The organism is Pseudomonas fluorescens, from assembly GCF_902497895.1.
Classification (GTDB): Bacteria; Pseudomonadota; Gammaproteobacteria; order Pseudomonadales; family Pseudomonadaceae; genus Aquipseudomonas; species Aquipseudomonas fluorescens_BP.
Genome location: NZ_CABVHQ010000016.1, coordinates 82,378 through 100,278, shown reverse-complemented (window position 1 = coordinate 100,278; position 17,901 = coordinate 82,378). Strand labels below are relative to the sequence as shown.

Sequence of the window (17,901 nt, the reverse complement as noted above, 5' to 3'; positions counted from 1 at the left end):
GCGGATGCGTTCTACCTGGAAAACCGCGATAGCCGGTTTTAGGGCCGCTTCGCGACCCAGCGGGGGCAAGCCCCCTCGCCACAGGTAGGGTGTTCGACCAGCGAGATATGTAGATACCTATGCCCCTTGGGGAGAGGGTTGGGGTGAGGGGTGGTTCCTAAGCCTGACCAACAATCGGCAGCGCTCACCAAGAGCGGTTATTCGTATTGAGGAACGGTATCAGCCAAACAACCAATACCCCAGCAACGTCAACACGACAACTGCCAGCACTGGCCGCAAAATTCTATAGAGCTTCGGATTGCGGCGTTTCCACTGTTTGATCACGCCGCTGAAGCTGTCGCTTGAGCGCTTGCTCCAGGCATAGAGCTGATTGATCCCGCCGACCCGTTCGTCATCGAGGTTCTGTGGTGCAGTGGCGCGTCCCAGCAGGCCACTGATCCAGCGGTTGATGCCTGTCATAAAGCGGTTGCTCAATGGGCGCTCGATATCACAGAACAGGATGACCCGGGTCTGGTCCGTCTCGTTCTTGACCCAGTGCACGTAGGTTTCGTCGAACATCACGTCCTCGCCATCGCGCCAGGCATATTCCTGACCGTCGACGAAAATCCGGCAATTGTCGGAATTGGGTGTCGACAACCCCAGGTGATAACGCAGGGAGCCGGCGAATGGATCGCGGTGCGGGTTGAGGTGACTGCCGCCTGGCAGCAAGGCGAACATCGCACCTTTTACGTTGGGGACAGTATTGAGCAGCGCCACAGTTCTCGGACACAGCGCCTCGGCCGATGGCAGCGGTTTGTCGTACCACTTGAGGTAGAAACGCTTCCAGCCCTTCTTGAAGAACGAACCGAAACCGGCGTCGTTGTTTTTCTCGGCGGCGCGGATGTAGCCCTCGTCGAACAGGCGCATGGCTTCGTCGCGGATGACTTCCCAGTTGTCCTTGAGCACATCCAGCTCCGGGAACTTGCTGCGATCCAGATAGGGTTGGGACGGCACGCCAGAGAACAGGTACATCAAGGCGTTGTAAGGAGCGAACAGTGCCGAATGGTTGACGAACTGACGCAACACCGGCAAACGCGCCTTGCCACGCAAATGGACATACAGCGTGCTGCCCAAAAACAGCAGCAACACCGACACCTTGGCAGCGAAGGAATAACTCATGACCCTCTCCTTGAAAATCAGTAACGCTGCACCCTGTCATTTACCCGACACTGCAGCCTGCCATGATAAACACTACCGGCTTCGGGAAAAACCCGTTTGAATCAACATTCAATGTTGAGGAATACGTAATGAAGCACTGAATAACATAGGGTAGCTGAAGGAGAGCTGATACCGATCAGCAAATACCCTTTGCAGGTGTGCTCGGTCGGTGTAGGAGCTGGCGTAGCCTGCGATCTTTTCGAGCCAGTCGAAGATCAAAAGATCAAAAGATCAAAAGATCAAAAGATCGCAGCCTGCGGCAGCTCCTACGGGGGGGGAATGGGTTGCCGTCGTTATTGTTGAATCTCCTGCTCGGTGAACAGATCACTGAACAACATGCTAGACAAGTAACGCTCTCCCGAGTCCGGCAGAATTACCACGATGGTCTTGCCCTGCATTTCCGGGGTTTCGGCCAGACGTACCGCGACCGCCATGGCGGCGCCACAGGAAATGCCGCTCAAAATCCCCTCTTCCTGCATCAAGCGCAGGGCCATGGCCTTGGACTCTTCGTCGCTGACCAGCTCGACCCGGTCGACCATCGACAGATCGAGGTTTTTCGGTACAAAACCGGCACCGATGCCCTGGATTTTGTGCGGACTTGGCTTGATCTCTTCCCCGGCCAGTGCCTGAGTGATCACCGGCGAGACGATGGGCTCCACCGCCACCGACAGAATCGGCTTGCCCTGAGTCAGCTTGATATAACGTGACACCCCGGTAAGGGTTCCCCCGGTGCCCACGCCCGCGACCAGCACGTCCACCGCGCCATCGGTGTCATTCCAGATTTCCGGGCCGGTGGTCTTTTCATGGATCGCCGGGTTGGCCGGGTTATCAAATTGCTGCGGCATGAAGTACTGGGCCGGATCGCTGGCGAGAATCTCGGCGGCCTTTTCGATCGCGCCTTTCATGCCTTTGGCCGGTTCGGTCAGCACCAGCTCGGCACCCAGTGCCTTGAGAACTTTACGCCGCTCGATGCTCATGGACGCCGGCATGGTCAACACCAACCGGTAGCCACGGGCCGCCGCGACGAAGGCCAGGCCGATGCCGGTATTGCCCGAGGTCGGCTCGACGATGGTCATGCCAGGTTTGAGCTTACCGCTGCTTTCGGCGTCCCAGATCATGTTCGCGCCGATCCGGCATTTCACCGAATACCCGGGATTGCGCCCTTCGATCTTGGCCAGGATGGTCACGCCACGGGGTGCGATGCGGTTGATCTGTACCAGTGGCGTATTGCCGATGGAATGGGCGTTGTCTGCGTAAATGCGGCTCATGGCTGGGTCCTTATACAGCGTTGAAGAAGCATTCAAGGGTATGCCTCGGGCCCCATGGGCGTCCAGTTGCGACGAACGACTACTTGTTACAGCAGTCACAGGCTTTATACGGCGGAGACTTAACATTATGAAACGTCGCTACAGTTGGCCCCTCTGGACCCTGGCTGGCATAGTCGTGCTGCTGGTAGCGCTGCACATCGCCCTGCCCTTGCTGGTTCGCGACTACCTCAACGACAAACTGGCGGACATGGGTGACTACCGCGGCCAGGTTATCGATGTCGACCTGGCACTGTGGCGCGGCGCCTACCGGATCAATGGCCTGAAGATCGTCAAGGTCGACGGCAAGGTGCCGGTGCCTTTCGTCAATGCGCCGCTGATCGACCTTTCGGTGAGTTGGCATTCACTCTGGTACGACCATGCAGTGGTGGCCGAGGTGCTGTTCGTCAGACCGGAGCTGAACTTCGTCGACGGCGGTGCCAACAAGCAGGCCTCCCAGACCGGCCAGGGCACCGACTGGCGGGCACAATTGAGCAAGCTGCTACCCATCACACTGAACGAAGTGCGGATCAACGATGGACGAATCACGTTCCGCAACTTCAACTCGAAACCACCGGTCAACATGGACGCCACCCAGGTCAACGCCAGCGTCTACAACCTGACCAACGTGGTCGACGTCAAAGGCAAACGCGACGCCCGCTTCGAAGGTAAAGCCCTGCTGCTTGGGCACGCACCGCTGGAAACCACCGCCACTTTCGACCCGCTGAGCAATTTCGAAGAGTTCGAATTCCGTCTGCGCGCCAGGCACATCGAGCTCAAGCGCATGAATGACTTCGCCTCGGCCTATGGCAAGTTCGACTTCAATGCCGGTCATGGCGACGTTGTGATCGAGGCGCGGGCCAACAAAGGCCAACTCACAGGTTATATCAAACCGTTGCTCAGAGACGTCGATGTGTTCAATTGGCAGCAGGACGTCGAAAACGAGAAAAAAGGCCTGTTTCGTTCCGTATGGGAAGCCTTGGTTGGCACCACTGAGACAGTGCTCAAGAACCAGAGAAAAAACCAGTTCGCAACCCGCGTCGAGCTCAGCGGCAGCGTTCACCAGCGCGATATCAGCGCATTCCAGGCGTTTTTGCAGATCCTGCGCAACGGCTTCGTCCAGGCGTTCAACGCCCGCTATGAACAGTCAAAACCGTCGACTGACTAGTTTTTTCCAGTCATTTTAGAGGCTTGAGTGTCAGAACATCAGACATAGGTATGCGTTAGCGGCGGGCGTTATTGCGAGACCCTATCCAATGCCGGAACCACGCAAAAATGGCGCTTGGCCCTGACCGAGTCAACATGTGACGGCCCATTCAGAGACTGAATGGGCCGTCTGCGTTCACAGTCGACCGGGCGCCGCGTTATAGTCAGCTATAAGTTTTAATTCGCCCGCCCTGCTTTGCTCAGGTCGGCGTTACCGTTCGAGGAATTGCAGATGAAGTTCGAAGGCACCAGCGCATACGTCGCTACCGATGACCTGAAGCTTGCGGTCAATGCCGCCATCACGCTGGAGCGGCCATTGCTGGTGAAGGGCGAGCCGGGTACCGGCAAGACCATGCTCGCCGAGCAAATGGCCGAGTCCTTCGGCGCGCGGCTGATCACTTGGCACATCAAATCCACCACCAAGGCTCATCAGGGTCTCTACGAGTACGACGCGGTCAGCCGTCTGCGCGACTCGCAACTGGGTGTGGACAAGGTCCATGACGTTCGCAACTACCTGAAAAAGGGCAAACTCTGGGAAGCCTTCGAATCCGAAGAGCGGGTGATTCTGCTGATCGACGAAATCGACAAGGCCGACATCGAGTTCCCCAACGACCTGCTGCAAGAACTCGACAAGATGGAGTTCTACGTTTACGAGATCGACGAAACGATCAAGGCCAAGAAGCGCCCGATCATCATCATTACTTCCAACAACGAAAAAGAACTGCCGGACGCTTTCCTGCGCCGCTGCTTCTTCCACTACATCGCCTTCCCTGACCGCGTCACCATGCAGAGGATCGTCGACGTGCATTACCCGGATATCAAGAAGGATCTGGTCAGCGAGGCGCTGGACGTGTTCTTCGACGTGCGCAAAGTACCGGGCCTGAAGAAAAAACCTTCGACCTCCGAACTGGTGGACTGGCTGAAACTGCTGATGGCCGACAACATTGGCGAGGCGGTGCTGCGCGAACGCGATCCGACCAAAGCCATTCCGCCCCTGGCCGGCGCACTGGTGAAGAACGAACAGGACGTGCAATTGCTTGAGCGCCTGGCGTTCATGAGCCGTCGCGGCACTCGCTGATACTCCTTTTTTACGATCTCAAGGGCGACAGCCATGCTGCTCAACCTGTTCAATGAAATGCGCGCAGCCAAGGTCCCGGTCTCGGTACGCGAGCTGCTCGATCTGATCAATGCGCTGAAACAGCGGGTGATCTTCGCCGACATGGACGAGTTCTATTACCTCGCCCGGGCGATTCTGGTGAAGGACGAACGGCATTTCGACAAGTTCGACCGGGCGTTCGGCGCCTATTTCAATGGCCTGGAGAAGCTCGACGATCACCTTCAGGCGTTGATTCCCGAAGACTGGCTGCGCAAGGAATTCGAACGCAGCCTGAGCGATGAAGAACGTGCGCAGATCCAGTCCCTCGGAGGCCTGGACAAATTGATCGAGGAGTTCAAGAAACGCCTCGAGGAACAAAAGGAACGCCACGCCGGCGGCAACAAGTGGATCGGCACGGGTGGCACCAGCCCGTTCGGTTCCGGCGGTTTCAACCCGGAAGGCATTCGGGTCGGCGATGCCGGCAAACGTCAGGGCAAGGCGGTCAAGGTCTGGGATCAGCGCGAGTACAAAAACCTCGACGATTCGGTCGAACTCGGTACGCGCAACATCAAGATAGCCCTGCGTCGTCTGCGCAAATTCGCGCGCCAGGGCGCGGCGGAGGAGCTGGATATCGACGGCACCATCGACCACACCGCACGTGACGCCGGGCTGCTGAATATTCAGATGCGCCCGGAGCGACGCAATACCATCAAGCTGTTGCTGCTGTTCGATATCGGCGGCTCGATGGACGCCCATGTGAAGATCTGCGAGGAATTGTTTTCGGCCTGCAAGACCGAGTTCAAGCACCTGGAGTATTTCTACTTCCACAACTTCATTTATGAATCGGTGTGGAAGAACAACATGCGTCGCAGCTCGGAGCGGACCTCGACCCACGACCTGCTGCACAAATACGGCGCCGACTACAAAGTGATCTTCATCGGCGACGCCGCCATGGCGCCCTACGAAATCACCCAGCCCGGCGGCAGCGTCGAGCACTGGAACGAAGAAGCCGGTTATGTGTGGATGCAGCGTTTCCGGGAGAAGTACAAGAAGCTCATCTGGATCAACCCGTACCCGAAAGACACCTGGGGCTACACCGCCTCGACCAACATCGTGCGGGAGCTGGTTGAAGATCAGATGTTCCCGCTGACCTTGCGTGGGTTGGAAGAAGGGATGCGGTTCTTGTCGAAATGATGGGGTGATGGTCAAAAGATCGCAGCCTGCGGCAGCTCCTACGGGTTTTGCATACACCCGACAATTCGCGGGTGTATGCAACCTTTGTAGGAGCTGCCGCAGGCTGCGATCTTTTCCGGCTTCACGCAAATCTGCGCAAATATTCAACCTGCTGCTGATGCGCCGTCTCCTGCACCACAGGCGTCAGCCGCACTTGCATACCCGGCAGACACTGCGCCAGCCGCGCCAACGCCAACGGCGTCAACGCTCCCAACCGCGGATAGCCACCAATCGTCTGTCGGTCATTAAGCAGCACGATCGGCTGCCCATCCGGCGGCACTTGAATCGCCCCCAGCGGGATGCCTTCGGAAATCATCGGCTGGCCCTGGTACTGCAACGCCGGCCCCTGCAAACGAATGCCCATGCGATCGGCGCGGCTGTCGACCGTCCAGACGCTGTTGAAAGCATCGAACAGGCTTTGCCCACTGAACTCGCCAATCTGCGCTCCCAGCACCACCTCCAGTGGCAGCTTCAATTTGAAATCCGGGATTTGTTCGCGAGGCAATTCGCGCAACTCAACTGCCGGTCGCAAGTAACTCAGCTCGGCACCTTTGGCCAACGCCCGGCCAAAACCGTCAAGCCCTCCCAATTCTTCACGCACCACCGTGGCACAACTGCCCAGCACTTTGTTTGCGGCGAACCCACCCGGCGCGGCGAGATAAGCCCGTGCACCGAGCAGCGGCTGGGTGAACTGCAGGCGCTGGCCCTGCTTCAGGCTGAAAGCGCGCCAAGGTGCCAGAGGCTGACCGTCGAGTTGCGCGCCAAGATCCGCCCCGGCCAACGCCAGGCAGCAATCGTCTTGCGCCACCAGAGTAAAACCGCCGAGGGTGATTTCGACCACTGCCGCGTCCAGCGAATTGCCCAGCAGCCAGTTGGCCCAGGACATCGACACCCAGTCCAGCGCCCCACCCTGAGTCACTCCCAGATGCCGCACGCCGAAACGCCCGGCGTCCTGCAGCAGGCACAACGGCGTGCTGGCTTCGATCAATAAACGGCTCATGCCAGGTTCTCCTGCGGCGTGTCATCACCGCCCAGGCGGATGAATTCTGCATGATTGATGGCTTCGAAGCGCACCGTATCGCCCGGTTGCATCAGGCTGTAGCCGTCACGTTCGCGGTCGAACAACTTGCTTGGAGTGCGACCTATCAGGTTCCAGCCACCCGGAGACACCACCGGATAAGCAGCGGTCTGCCGCTCGGCGATGCCGACGCTGCCCGCCGCCACACGCTTGCGCGGCGTACTCAAGCGCGGTGCGGCCAGCGCCTCTTCCACCAGGCCCATAAAGGCAAAACCCGGCGCAAAACCCAAAGCGAAGACTTGATACTCGCGCTCGCTGTGGCGACGAATCACCTGATCGACCGTCAGCCCGCTGCGCTGAGACAGCAAATTCAGCTCAGGCCCGACGCTCAGGTCATACCAGACCGGCAACACATGGCACTGGCCGCGGGCCTGGGGGTTCGCCGCCAGATCGGTCAAGGCTTCGGCGATCAGTTCACGGGCCTGTGACGGCGTCAGCGCGCTCAGATCGTAATGCACCATCAAGGTCGTATAAGACGGCACCAGATCGATCAGATGCCTGCCGAACCCGGCGCGCAACCGCTCAGTGGCGGCGAGCATCCACGGCATATTGTCTTCGGTAATGACCTCAAACAGACGCACCATCAAGCAATCGACAGCCACTACTTCAATCCGCGGCTTCATGATTGAGTCTGCTGGTTCAAGGCTTCGCGGATACACCGCACGGCAGCCACCGAACTGGCATTGTCGCCATGTACACACAGCGTGTTGGCCTGCAGATGCAAGGCGCTACCGTCGCTGGCGACCAGGTTGTCGCCACGGGCAATGATCAGCGCCTGTTCAATGATTTTCTCGGGATCGTGGTGCACCGCCCCCGGCGACTGCCGCGACACCAGCCGCCCGGCACTGTCGTAAGCGCGATCGGCGAAGGCCTCGAACCACAGCGATACGCCATACTCATCACCCAGGGCTTGAGCCACACTGTTGTCGCGAGTCGCCATCAGCATCAATGGCAATTGCCGGTCATACGCGGCCACGGCCTGGATCACCGCCCGCAACTGCTCAGGGTTGGCCATCATGTCGTTGTACATCGCGCCGTGGGGTTTGACGTAACTCACGCGGCTGCCCTGAGCCCGGCAAATGCCATCCAGAGCGCCGATCTGATAGTGCAACAGGTCCTGAATTTCCTGCGGGGTACAAGCCATGGAGCGCCGGCCGAAACCCACCAGGTCCGGATAGGCCGGATGGGCGCCGATCTGTACGCCGTTGGCCAGTGCCAGGCTGACCGTCTTGCGCATGATGCTCGGGTCGCCGGCATGGAAACCACAAGCGATGTTGGCGCAATCAATGAAGGGCATTACCTCGGCGTCCAGACCCATGGTCCAGTTGCCAAAGCTTTCGCCGATGTCGCAGTTCAATAGCAGGCGGTTCATGGTGAACACTCCTGTAGGCCTTTGAATATTCTTGTGCTGGACCGTTCGTCAGCGTCCCTTGGATTACAAGCTACTGCGCATCGAGTTGTTTGCCCTGGGTTTCCGGCAGGCTCAGGGCCGCGAGAATCACCACGCCGTAAGAGACCGCCGCGAAAACCCCGATCCCCATGCCCAATGGGATTTTCTGGCTGAGCAGACCGATCAGCAGCGGAAAGAACGCCGCCAGCGCCCGGCCGATGTTGTAGCAGAAGCCCTGGCCCGAACCACGAATCCGGGTCGGGAACAGCTCGGTCAGGAAGGCGCCCATGCCACTGAAAATCCCCGAGGCGAAGAACCCCAGTGGAAAGCCCAGCCAGAGCATCACGCCGTTGCTGACCTGCAGCTGGGTATAGAGCACGACGATGATGAAGGAGCCGACCGCGAACAGGATGAAGTTCTTTTTGCGACCCAGAATATCGGTCAGATAGGCGCTGATCACATAGCCGACGTAGGAGCCGACAATCACCATGGCCAGATAACCGCCGGTACCCAGCACACTCAATCCGCGCTCGTTCTTGAGGAAGGTCGGCAGCCACGAGGTGATGGCGTAGTAGCCGCCCAGGGCACCGGTGGTCAGCAACGAGGCGCGCAAGGTGGTGCTGAGCATGCCTGGAGCAAAGATCTCGTAGAACTTCGCCGGCTTGCTCGGTTCCTGCTTGGCCTTGGCTTCACGATAGATTTCCGGATCCTTGACCAGGCGACGGACGAAAATCACGAAGATCGCCGGTACGATGCCCAACAGGAACAGCGCACGCCAGGCGTCTTCTGGCGGCAGCAGGGAGAACAGTATGGCGTAGAGAATTGCCGTCAAACCCCAACCCAGTGCCCAGCCCGATTGCACCATGCCCACGGCCTTGCCGCGATCCTTGGCGCGGATGACTTCGCCCATCAGCACCGCGCCGGCCGTCCATTCACCACCAAAGCCGAAGCCCATCAAGGTGCGGGAGATCAGCAGTTGCTCGTAGTTCTGAGCGAAACCGCAGAGAAAGGTGAAGAAGGCGAACCACAAAACCGTCAGCTGCAAGGTGCGTACGCGACCGATGCGATCGGAGAGAATCCCGGCGACCCAGCCGCCGATGGCCGAAGAGATCAAGGTGCTGGTGTGAATCAGCCCGGCCTCACCGGTGGTGATGCCCCACATGGCAATCAGGGTCGGCACGACAAAGCTGAGCATCTGCGTGTCCATGCCGTCCAGGCCATAGCCGATCTTGCAGCTCCAGAATGTCCGGCGTTCCTGCTTATTGATATTGCGGTACCAGTCGAAGGGACCGGGCCGGCCTGCGGGCTTGGCGACGTCGAGGGTGTCGGGCGCATTCATGGCAAAATCTCCACGTTAATTTTATTGGTATTGTTCTGAGCCCCGACGACGCATATCGTGAGGAGGACTGATTTTTGGCACCCATGCCCTCCTGCGTCCAACTAATAAAAACCACCCCAAGGCATAAGAAAAAGTTGATCCCATGAATCTCAAGTTTCTCGAAACCTTCGTCTGGGTTGCCCGGCTCAAGAGTTTTCGCCTGACCGCGGAAAAACTCTTCACCACCCAGGCCTCGATATCCAGCCGCATTGCCGTGCTCGAAGGCGAGCTGGGGGTGAAGCTGTTTCTGCGGGATTCACGCGGAGTGCGGCTGACGCCGGAAGGCTTGAAGGTGCTCGACTACGCCGAACAGATGATGGACACCATGCAGGCGCTCAAGCAGTCGATCTCTACCGGCTCGAGCAAAGTCGGGCGGATTCGCATCGGCGTGATGGACACGGTGATCCATACCTGGCTCAGCCCATTGGTGGCGGAAATGATGGACACCTATCCCCTGGTGGAAATCGAGTTAGTCGCCGATACTTCACTCAACCTCTGCGATCAGCTGCAAAAAGGCTTTCTCGACATCGCGTTGCAAACCGATCTGCTGCGTCAGGAAACCATCCGCAGCCTGGAGCTGGCGAGTCATCCCATCGGCTGGATCGCCGCCACCAATTCGATCTACAACCGCGAGTACTCGAGCGTCGCCGATCTTGGCCGCGAGCGGATCATTACCTACTCGAAAAACTCCCACCCCCATCAGGACGTAGTCAGCCTGATGCAGGCCAACGGCGTGACCGCCCCGCGACTCAACTGCGTGAACTCGGTGTCGGCGATCACCCGCCTGCTGCGTGATGGCTTCGGCATCGCCGCGCTGCCGCCGGTGCTGGTCAGCGAAGAACTGGCGCGGGGCGAGCTGACCTTACTGGCGATCGACCAACGACCGCCGAATTTGCAGGTAGTGGTGTCATGGCGGGTCGGGGTGGAACTGGTCGAGGAGATAGTGGTGTTGTGTCAGGAGGTCCTGCGCAGCTATGCGCAGAAGGTTGGTGAGGGGTATATCGTGTTGAGCAAGCCAGCGGCCAAAGTCTGATCTGGCGCTCCGGCCTTCTGTGGCGAGAGGCTTGTTGTGGCGAGGGGGCTTGCCCCCGTTCGAGCGCGAAGCGGTCGCAATCAGGTTGACTCAATATGTCTGAAAGAACGCGATTGCAGGTTTTACGACTGCTTCGCAGCCGAACGGGGGCAAGCCCCCTCGCCACAACAAGCTCCCTCGCCACAGTGATCGTGTCTGGCTTGGGGTTTTTTACAACCCCTTCAAATCCCGCTCTTCAATCGGCCGGCTCTGGCGCAGGCGTTTGCCGCCGAGCACCACCCAGTCGATCAGGCGAAACAGGCACTCCAGACCGAACGACAGCAGCAGCGCACCGCCCAGGCCCCAGCCCATCGCTTCGGGAGTCAGCAGGATCTGATAGCTGTAGCCGTTCCAGGTTTCCTTGCGAATCTCCGGATCGGCGGCCAGGGCCACCTGCAGCACACGGATGTACCACGGACCTTGCATGGCCTGGAACTGCTTGTCGAGCGCCTCCTGGCGGCCGAGCAAGGTGCCCAGGCTGTCGGCATCGCTGCGAAAGACCGGGTCTTCACTGGCGCGGTAATGGGCTACCAACGCCTGCAGGTCGCCCTTGAAGAACTGTTGGGCGGTGCCCTGAAAACCCTGGAGACCGGTCTGTGCTTCGATCAAGTGAGCTTCAACGCGCTTGGCATAGTCGCTGATGAAACCCGGCACTTGCACACCAACCAACAGGCCAATGGCAAACAACACCAGTCGCAGATAACTGAGCAACATAGGGGATGTCCTTATTCGGTCTGGCCCTGGCTGACGCATTCGCCGCGTCGCCACAGGCTCCATTGGCCCGGTTCGTAGCGGGTCCAGGTCTCGTTTTCGGTCAAGGGTTCGGTGGCAATCACCGTCACCACGTCATTGGGCGTGGTTTCTGCCTGGAAGTCGACGATCACATCGACATCCTTCAAGCGCGCCGGGCCGAAGGGTGCACGGCGGGTGATCTGCGCAAGCTTGGTCGAGCAATAGCAAAACAGCCAGTCGCCATCGCTGAGCAGGCAGTTGAACACGCCCTTGCTGCGGTATTCGGCGCAGGCTGCCACCAGGTCCGGGAGCAATTGCTCGACGTCCACCGGTTCGGGAAAGGCCTGGCGCACCCGGTTGAGCAAATCGCAGAACGCCGCTTCGCTGTCGGTATCGCCAATCGGCCGATAGAAACTGGCGACCGGCCGGAAATCGGCCAACTGGCCGTTATGGGCGAAACACCAGTTACGCCCCCACAACTCACGCACGAATGGATGGGTGTTGGACAGGCAGACCTTGCCGACATTGGCCTGACGGATATGGCCAATCACCACTTCGCTTTTAATCGGATAACGCTGCACCAGTTGCGCCACTTCGGAGTCGCAACTGGCCGCCGGGTCCTGAAACAGACGCAAGCCGCGGCCTTCGTAGAATGCGATGCCCCAACCGTCACGGTGTGGACCGGTGCGGCCACCGCGCTGCATCAGCCCGGTAAAGCTGAACACAATATCAGTCGGTACATTGGCGCTCATGCCCAATAACTCACACATGCTCGGACTCTCGCTTCAATGCCGGGACAGGTTACAAACGCGGTTCGACTCGCAAACGCTGGGGGTTACCGGGGACCGGTGGGCGACCATAACGGTCATCACCGGCACCACCGAAAGGTTGCTCTTCCTCGGGCTCCGGCACGGCTGCCGCAGCCTTCGCCGCAGCGACCTGCTCCTTGCGGGCGTTGGAGCCACGCTCCATCAGCCAGCGAATCAGGACGAATATGAGGTAGATACCGAACGCGATCATGCCGTACATGAACAGATCGGAGACCGCGCGCCAGGCGTTGTTGCCGACCTTGAACAGCAGGTCCAGAGCCGTAATGGCCAGTGCCGGGGCGAATTTTTCCTTCACCGGGTCGATAATGGTCGGAGTGAACAGCAGCACCGCCATCAACAGGCGCAATGGCTCACGCAACCAGCGCCACATCCAGCGGGTCATGCGCAGCCACACCAACAGGCAGCCCAAAGCGGCGAAGGCGTACAGCCCCCAAGCGAACAGATAGTCGTTCTCGGTCATGGTGTCCATGGCAAGGCAGGCAAAGAGGCGCTTATGATAACGGCTTTTCGCATGTCAGGCTGCACCGCTGTCCGCGAACCCTTCTTTTGTACAACCTCCGAGAGCCATTCATGCCCCTATCCGCCAACGTTCTCGCAGCTCCCATCGCCCACAAGGCCGATGGTGCCGACCCTTATGCCTGGCTGCAGGACCGCGACAGTAAGCCTGTGCTCGACTACCTCAAGGCAGAAAACCGCTATCAGGAGGCGCAACTGGCCGATCAGGCCGAACTGCGCGAAACCCTGTTCGAAGAAATCAAAGCACGGATTCGCGAGACCGACCTGTCGCTGCCCTCGCCCTGGGGCCCGTATCTGTATTACACCCGCACCACGGCCGGTGATGAATACGCCCGGCATTACCGCTGCCCGCGTCCGGCCGATGACAGCCAACAGGTCGATGAAAGCCAGGAGCAGCTACTGCTCGACCCGAACGAATTGGCCAACGGCGGCTACTTCTCCCTTGGTGCGTTCAGCATCAGCCCGGACCACCAGCGCCTGGCCTACAGCCTGGACACCAATGGCGAAGAAACCTACACCCTGTTCGTCAAGGAACTGTCCGACGGCAGAGTCAGCGAGCTGTCGTTCGAAAACTGCGACGGCAGCATGACCTGGGCCAATGACAGCCTGACGCTATTCTTCGGCGAGCTGGATGACACCCATCGCCCGCATAAACTGTTGCGCTATCGCCTGGACGGTACCGCAGCCGAAGAAGTGTTCCATGAGTCTGACGGACGTTTCTTCCTGCACTGCTACCGCTCAAGCTCCGAGCGTCAACTGATACTGTCCCTGGGCAGCAAGACCACCAGTGAAGTCTGGGTCCTCGACGCCTCGCAGCCGCAGCAACCCTTTACTTGCCTGGCGCCGCGGGTCGAAGAGCATGAGTATGACGCCGACCACGGCAAGCTCGACGGCCAATGGACCTGGCTGTTTCGCAGCAACCGCGACGGCATTAACTTCGCCCTGTACCAGGCTGCCGACAATGGCGTCGTACCGACCGAGACCGACTGGCAGAACCTGGTTCCCCACAGCGACAGTGTGATGCTCGACGGCATGAGCCTGAACGCTGCGGCGCTGACCCTGAGTCTGCGTGAAGGTGGCTTGCCGATCATTGAAGTCCGCCCCGAGGGTCTGCCTGCCTACCGCGTGCAACTGCCCGATGCGGCCTACAGCCTGCACGTGCAGAACAGCCTGGAGTTTGTCAGCGATAAAATCCGTCTGCGCTACGAAGCGCTGAATCGCCCGGCGCAAATCCGTCAGCTTGAGCTGGCCACCGGCGAGCAGAAAGTCCTCAAGGAAACCCCGGTGCTCGGCCCGTTCGATCCCGAGGCTTATGTCAGCCAGCGCCTATGGGCCACCGCTGTCGACGGTACCCAGGTGCCGATCAGCCTGGTGGTCAAACGCGAATCCCTCGGCAAACCGACGCCGCTCTACCTTTACGGCTACGGCGCCTATGGCGAAAGTCTCGACCCATGGTTTTCCCATGCTCGCCTGAGCCTGCTCGATCGCGGCGTCGCCTTCGCCATCGCCCACGTGCGTGGCGGCGGTGAGCTGGGCGAAGCCTGGTATCGCGCCGGCAAGCAGGAACACAAACAGAACACCTTCGGCGACTTCATTGCCTGCGCCGAACACCTGATTGCCAATGGTTTCACCACCCCATCGCAACTGGCGATCAGCGGCGGCAGCGCCGGTGGACTGCTGATTGGCGCGGTGCTTAACCAGCGTCCCGAGCTGTTCCAGGCGGCAATCGCCGAAGTGCCGTTTGTCGACGTATTGAACACCATGCTCGACCCGGACCTGCCGCTGACCGTCACCGAATACGACGAATGGGGCAACCCTGAAGAACCGCAAGTCCATGCGCGGATCAAGGCCTACGCGCCCTACGAAAACGTCCGGGCCCAGGCCTACCCGGCGACCCTGGTGATCGCCGGCTACAACGACAGCCGCGTGCAGTATTGGGAAGCAGCGAAATGGGTGGCGAAGCTGCGAGCGACCAAGACCGACGATCATCTGCTGCTGCTCAAGACCGAGCTCGGCGCTGGCCACGGCGGCATGAGCGGTCGTTATCAGGGATTGCGTGACGTAGCGCTCGAATACGCCTTTGTCTTCAAGGCTCTGGGCATCGCCTGAGGCACTCGGCCCGAGCTTCATTGCGGGCGCCGGGCAACTGCTGTTGCGACAGATCTAACCGCCGGGTGTCTTGGCTTTCGGCTGGTTTTGCTCCAGACCGGGCAATGTCTGGTCCTTGGGCGGCCTGGGCATCGGGATCGGTGGCAGCAAAGGTGAACCGTCGCCGCCGCCGGCCTTGGGAATGCTCGGAGGGGTGATCTGTGGATACGGCGTGGGCGTCGCGGTGCCCGGCGAACCCGGCATCGGTGCCGGCGTAATTGGCACAGATTGCAGCTGTTGCGCCGGCACTGCACTTATCGAGAGCGCGGCCAACGCAATGACCGTTAGAATGGTGCGCTTCATCAATGGCTCCGTTGCCCTTGTCATCGCACCTCAGGCTACTCCCAACCGCGCAAGTTTGCCTTTCTCAATGCCAGTTTCCCCTCACTAATGAGAGTCCCATGAAACGTTTCGTTCTGCTCGACACCACCCCGATCCCCGAAAACGGCGGTGCCTTGTGCCTGTTCGAATACGGTGAGGATTTCGTCATCAAGATCCAGGGTGGTGACGGCGGGCAACTGATGAACACCCGCATGCACGGTTCAGAAGACGCGCTGGCCGAGATCCCTTGCCGCAAGGTAGCCGGTCGTCCAGGCTCGCGGGTGTTGATCGGCGGCCTGGGCATGGGCTTCACCCTGGCCGCGGCGCTGAAGCATCTGGGCAAGACCGCCGAGGTGGTGGTCGCGGAACTGGTACCGGGCGTCGTGGAGTGGAATCGCGGGCCGTTGGGAGAAAAATCCGGGCGGCCGCTGCTCGACCCGCGCACCGTGATCCGCATGGAAGATGTGGCCAAGGTACTGCAAGCCGAACCACAGGGTTTCGACGCGATCATGCTCGACGTCGACAACGGCCCCGAAGGTCTGACCCATAAGGCCAACAGCTGGCTTTACTCCTCGGGCGGCCTCAGTGCCTGCGCCAAGGCCCTGCGCCCCAAAGGCGTGCTCGCCGTGTGGTCGGCCAGTGCCGACCGGCAGTTTTCCGACAAGCTGCGCAAGGCCGGCTTCAAGGCCGAGGAAGTGCAAGTCTTTGCCCACGGCAACAAAGGCACCCGGCACACCATCTGGATTGCCGAGAAGCTCAAGGCCTGAGCTAAACTTGCTGCATAACCGTCATTAGTCTTTAACAAAGGTGAACCCATGAGTTCGTCAACACCTCCGTCCAACACCGCCAAACTGGACCGCATCCTTGCTGACGCCCAGCGCGACCGCGAGATGGGTTACCGCGACAAGGCCCTGAAGATGTACCCGCACGTCTGCGGGCGCTGCGCCCGTGAATTCTCCGGCAAACGCCTGAGCGAGCTGACCGTGCACCACCGCGATCACAACCATGACAACAACCCGCAGGACGGCTCCAACTGGGAGCTGCTGTGCCTGTACTGCCACGACAACGAACACTCGCGCTACACCGACCAGCAGTATTTCAGCGAAAGCTCCACCAGCTCGCCGAAAATCGCCAAGGCCACCCACAACCCGTTCGCCGCGCTGGCGGGGTTGATGAAGAAAGAAGACTAAAAGCAAAAGATCGCAGCCTGCGGCAGCTCCTACAGATTAATGTGAACTCCGTGTAGGAGCTGCCGCAGGCTGCGATCTTTTCGGCCCTCACCGGCTATCTCCCCCTTGATGCCCCCGTCCCCCGACAAACCCGTATAATCACGGTTTTTCCCGAAGGCACCCCGCTCGTGGCCAACAAACGGTACAGCTGCATTGGTTTGTATAACCCCAAATCACCGGAGAACGTCGGTTCGGTGATGCGCGCCGCTGGCTGTTACGGCGTGGCGTCGGTGTTCTACACCGGCAAGCGTTATGAACGCGCCCGCGACTTCGTCACCGACACCAAGAAAGTCCACCAGGACATTCCGTTGATCGGCATCGAAGACCTGAAAAAAATCCTTCCGCTGGGCTGCATCCCGGTCGCTGTCGAACTGGTCGAAGGCGCTCGTTCGCTGCCGGAGTACACTCACCCGGATCGCGCGCTGTATATCTTCGGCCCGGAAGACGGCTCGCTGGATAAAGACATCCGCGACTGGTGCGAAGACGTGGTCTACATCCCGACCACCGGCTGCATGAACCTTGCCGCGACGGTCAACGTGGTGCTTTACGACCGCATGGCCAAGGGCAATAACACCCGCTCCGGGCCGAAATTCTAGTTTGTAAAAATAGAAAACCGACGGAACAAGCCGCCCGCTTCGGCAGTCAGCTTTATATCCATCACCCTCTGGAGACAGATCATGAGCGACAGCAAAATCGTAGAGCGCATCGAGTCCACCCCATTCCAGACCCGGCCGACGCAGAACGTCCAGGGCTGGGAACGCCTTGGTTCGCTGGCTGGTGGCGTGCTGATGATGGGCAAAGGCCTGCGCCGTGGCGGCGTTTTCGGTCTGATCCAGGTAGCGATTGGCGGCGTGGCCCTGGCCCGCGGCATCACTGGCCACAGCTCGGCGAAAGACTTGCTGGAAAAAAGCCGCCAGGACATGGACAACGTGCGCGCGAAAATCGAACGGGCCGGGGAAGATTTGCGCCGGATGAAAGCCAATGCCGAGGCGGCGACCCGCACGGCGACGGTGACCGGTAATGATTCGCTGAAATCGCCTGACGTCGGGGTTTGATGGTTTTGGTGTACCAGGAAAATCTGCGTTAGCCGAAAAAAGATCGCAGCCTGCGGCAGCTCCTACGCCGACCGCGCACCCCTGTAGGAGCTGCCGCAGGCTGCGATCTTTTGATC

19 protein-coding genes are annotated in these 17,901 nt (G+C 59.7%); 9 read left to right on the top strand and 10 right to left on the bottom strand.

Translation table 11 applies throughout. The features are described 5' to 3' along the window. Positions 1-219: 219 nt before the first annotated feature. Positions 220-1,158, bottom strand: a complete 939-nt coding sequence (locus F8N21_RS10895) for an aspartyl/asparaginyl beta-hydroxylase domain-containing protein (protein WP_150642133.1) — start codon at positions 1,156-1,158, stop codon at positions 220-222. Positions 1,159-1,490: 332 nt separating this feature from the next. Beyond that, positions 1,491-2,465 (bottom strand): cysteine synthase A, encoded by a 975-nt coding sequence (gene cysK, locus F8N21_RS10890; protein WP_150642132.1) that lies wholly within the window; start codon positions 2,463-2,465, stop codon positions 1,491-1,493. Positions 2,466-2,592: 127 nt separating this feature from the next. On the opposite strand from cysK, the gene F8N21_RS10885 reads away from it, so the two are divergent. The 3 genes from F8N21_RS10885 to F8N21_RS10875 all read left to right on the top strand — a co-directional run bounded on the left by F8N21_RS10885 (position 2,593) and on the right by F8N21_RS10875 (position 5,997). After that, positions 2,593-3,669 carry a DUF748 domain-containing protein gene (locus F8N21_RS10885; protein WP_150642131.1) on the top strand — a complete coding sequence of 359 codons (1,077 nt, stop codon included), beginning with the start codon at positions 2,593-2,595 and terminating at the stop codon, positions 3,667-3,669. Between the two features lie 270 nt (positions 3,670-3,939). Next, on the top strand, positions 3,940-4,785 hold the full coding sequence (locus F8N21_RS10880) for an AAA family ATPase (protein ID WP_150642130.1): 846 nt from the start codon (positions 3,940-3,942) through the stop codon (positions 4,783-4,785). A 33-nt stretch (positions 4,786-4,818) separates the two neighbouring features. Beyond that, complete coding sequence (locus F8N21_RS10875) at positions 4,819-5,997, top strand: vWA domain-containing protein (protein WP_150642129.1); 1,179 nt, start codon at positions 4,819-4,821, stop codon at positions 5,995-5,997. A gap of 121 nt (positions 5,998-6,118) precedes the next feature. Here F8N21_RS10875 and F8N21_RS10870 read toward each other — a convergent pair whose 3' ends face one another. The 4 genes from F8N21_RS10870 to F8N21_RS10855 form a co-directional block, all read right to left on the bottom strand. Next, on the bottom strand, positions 6,119-7,036 hold the full coding sequence (locus F8N21_RS10870; RefSeq protein ID WP_150642128.1) for a biotin-dependent carboxyltransferase family protein: 918 nt from the start codon (positions 7,034-7,036) through the stop codon (positions 6,119-6,121). Further along, entirely contained in the window at positions 7,033-7,737 is a 705-nt protein-coding gene (pxpB, locus tag F8N21_RS10865) for a 5-oxoprolinase subunit PxpB (RefSeq protein WP_150642127.1), read from the bottom strand. The genes F8N21_RS10870 and pxpB overlap by 4 nt, the downstream gene beginning before the upstream one ends. Next, positions 7,734-8,486 carry a 5-oxoprolinase subunit PxpA gene (locus F8N21_RS10860; RefSeq protein WP_150642126.1) on the bottom strand — a complete coding sequence of 251 codons (753 nt, stop codon included), beginning with the start codon at positions 8,484-8,486 and terminating at the stop codon, positions 7,734-7,736. Before F8N21_RS10860 ends, pxpB begins: the two co-directional genes overlap by 4 nt. A 70-nt stretch (positions 8,487-8,556) precedes the next feature. Further along, positions 8,557-9,843, bottom strand: coding sequence for an MFS transporter (locus F8N21_RS10855; RefSeq protein ID WP_150642125.1), 1,287 nt, complete (start codon positions 9,841-9,843; stop codon positions 8,557-8,559). Between the two features lie 142 nt (positions 9,844-9,985). Between F8N21_RS10855 and F8N21_RS10850 the strand changes: the two genes are divergently transcribed. Then, positions 9,986-10,915, top strand: coding sequence for a LysR family transcriptional regulator (locus F8N21_RS10850; protein WP_150642124.1), 930 nt, complete (start codon positions 9,986-9,988; stop codon positions 10,913-10,915). A gap of 210 nt (positions 10,916-11,125) precedes the next feature. Here the strand turns inward: F8N21_RS10850 and F8N21_RS10845 are convergent, their stop codons facing one another. From F8N21_RS10845 to F8N21_RS10835, 3 genes are read right to left on the bottom strand one after another with little or no spacing between them, the layout of a single operon-like run. Next, on the bottom strand, positions 11,126-11,668 hold the full coding sequence (locus F8N21_RS10845; RefSeq protein ID WP_150642123.1) for a DUF2937 family protein: 543 nt from the start codon (positions 11,666-11,668) through the stop codon (positions 11,126-11,128). Positions 11,669-11,679: 11 nt separating this feature from the next. Beyond that, positions 11,680-12,456: a class II glutamine amidotransferase gene (locus F8N21_RS10840; RefSeq protein WP_150642122.1), complete on the bottom strand. Its 777-nt coding sequence runs from the start codon at positions 12,454-12,456 to the stop codon at positions 11,680-11,682. A 31-nt stretch (positions 12,457-12,487) separates the two neighbouring features. Next, entirely contained in the window at positions 12,488-12,985 is a 498-nt protein-coding gene (locus tag F8N21_RS10835) for an MFS transporter (protein WP_150642121.1), read from the bottom strand. A 101-nt stretch (positions 12,986-13,086) separates the two neighbouring features. Between F8N21_RS10835 and F8N21_RS10830 the strand changes: the two genes are divergently transcribed. After that, a complete protein-coding gene (locus F8N21_RS10830) occupies positions 13,087-15,141 on the top strand; it encodes a S9 family peptidase (protein WP_150642120.1) in 2,055 nt (684 codons plus the stop codon). Between the two features lie 54 nt (positions 15,142-15,195). On the opposite strand, the gene F8N21_RS10825 is transcribed toward F8N21_RS10830, so the two are convergent. Further along, positions 15,196-15,483, bottom strand: coding sequence for a hypothetical protein (locus tag F8N21_RS10825; RefSeq protein ID WP_150642119.1), 288 nt, complete (start codon positions 15,481-15,483; stop codon positions 15,196-15,198). Positions 15,484-15,581: 98 nt separating this feature from the next. Here F8N21_RS10825 and F8N21_RS10820 point away from each other — a divergent pair, with 98 nt between their 5' ends. The 4 genes from F8N21_RS10820 (at position 15,582) to F8N21_RS10805 (ending at position 17,785) form a co-directional block, all read left to right on the top strand. Beyond that, entirely contained in the window at positions 15,582-16,268 is a 687-nt protein-coding gene (locus F8N21_RS10820) for a spermidine synthase (RefSeq protein ID WP_150642118.1), read from the top strand. A gap of 48 nt (positions 16,269-16,316) precedes the next feature. Continuing rightward, a complete protein-coding gene (locus tag F8N21_RS10815; protein WP_150642117.1) occupies positions 16,317-16,691 on the top strand; it encodes a YajD family HNH nuclease in 375 nt (124 codons plus the stop codon). 167 nt (positions 16,692-16,858) lie between these two features. Further along, positions 16,859-17,326 carry an RNA methyltransferase gene (locus F8N21_RS10810; RefSeq protein WP_150642116.1) on the top strand — a complete coding sequence of 156 codons (468 nt, stop codon included), beginning with the start codon at positions 16,859-16,861 and terminating at the stop codon, positions 17,324-17,326. An 81-nt stretch (positions 17,327-17,407) separates the two neighbouring features. Further along, positions 17,408-17,785 carry a DUF2892 domain-containing protein gene (locus F8N21_RS10805; RefSeq protein WP_150642115.1) on the top strand — a complete coding sequence of 126 codons (378 nt, stop codon included), beginning with the start codon at positions 17,408-17,410 and terminating at the stop codon, positions 17,783-17,785. Positions 17,786-17,901 lie beyond the last annotated feature (116 nt).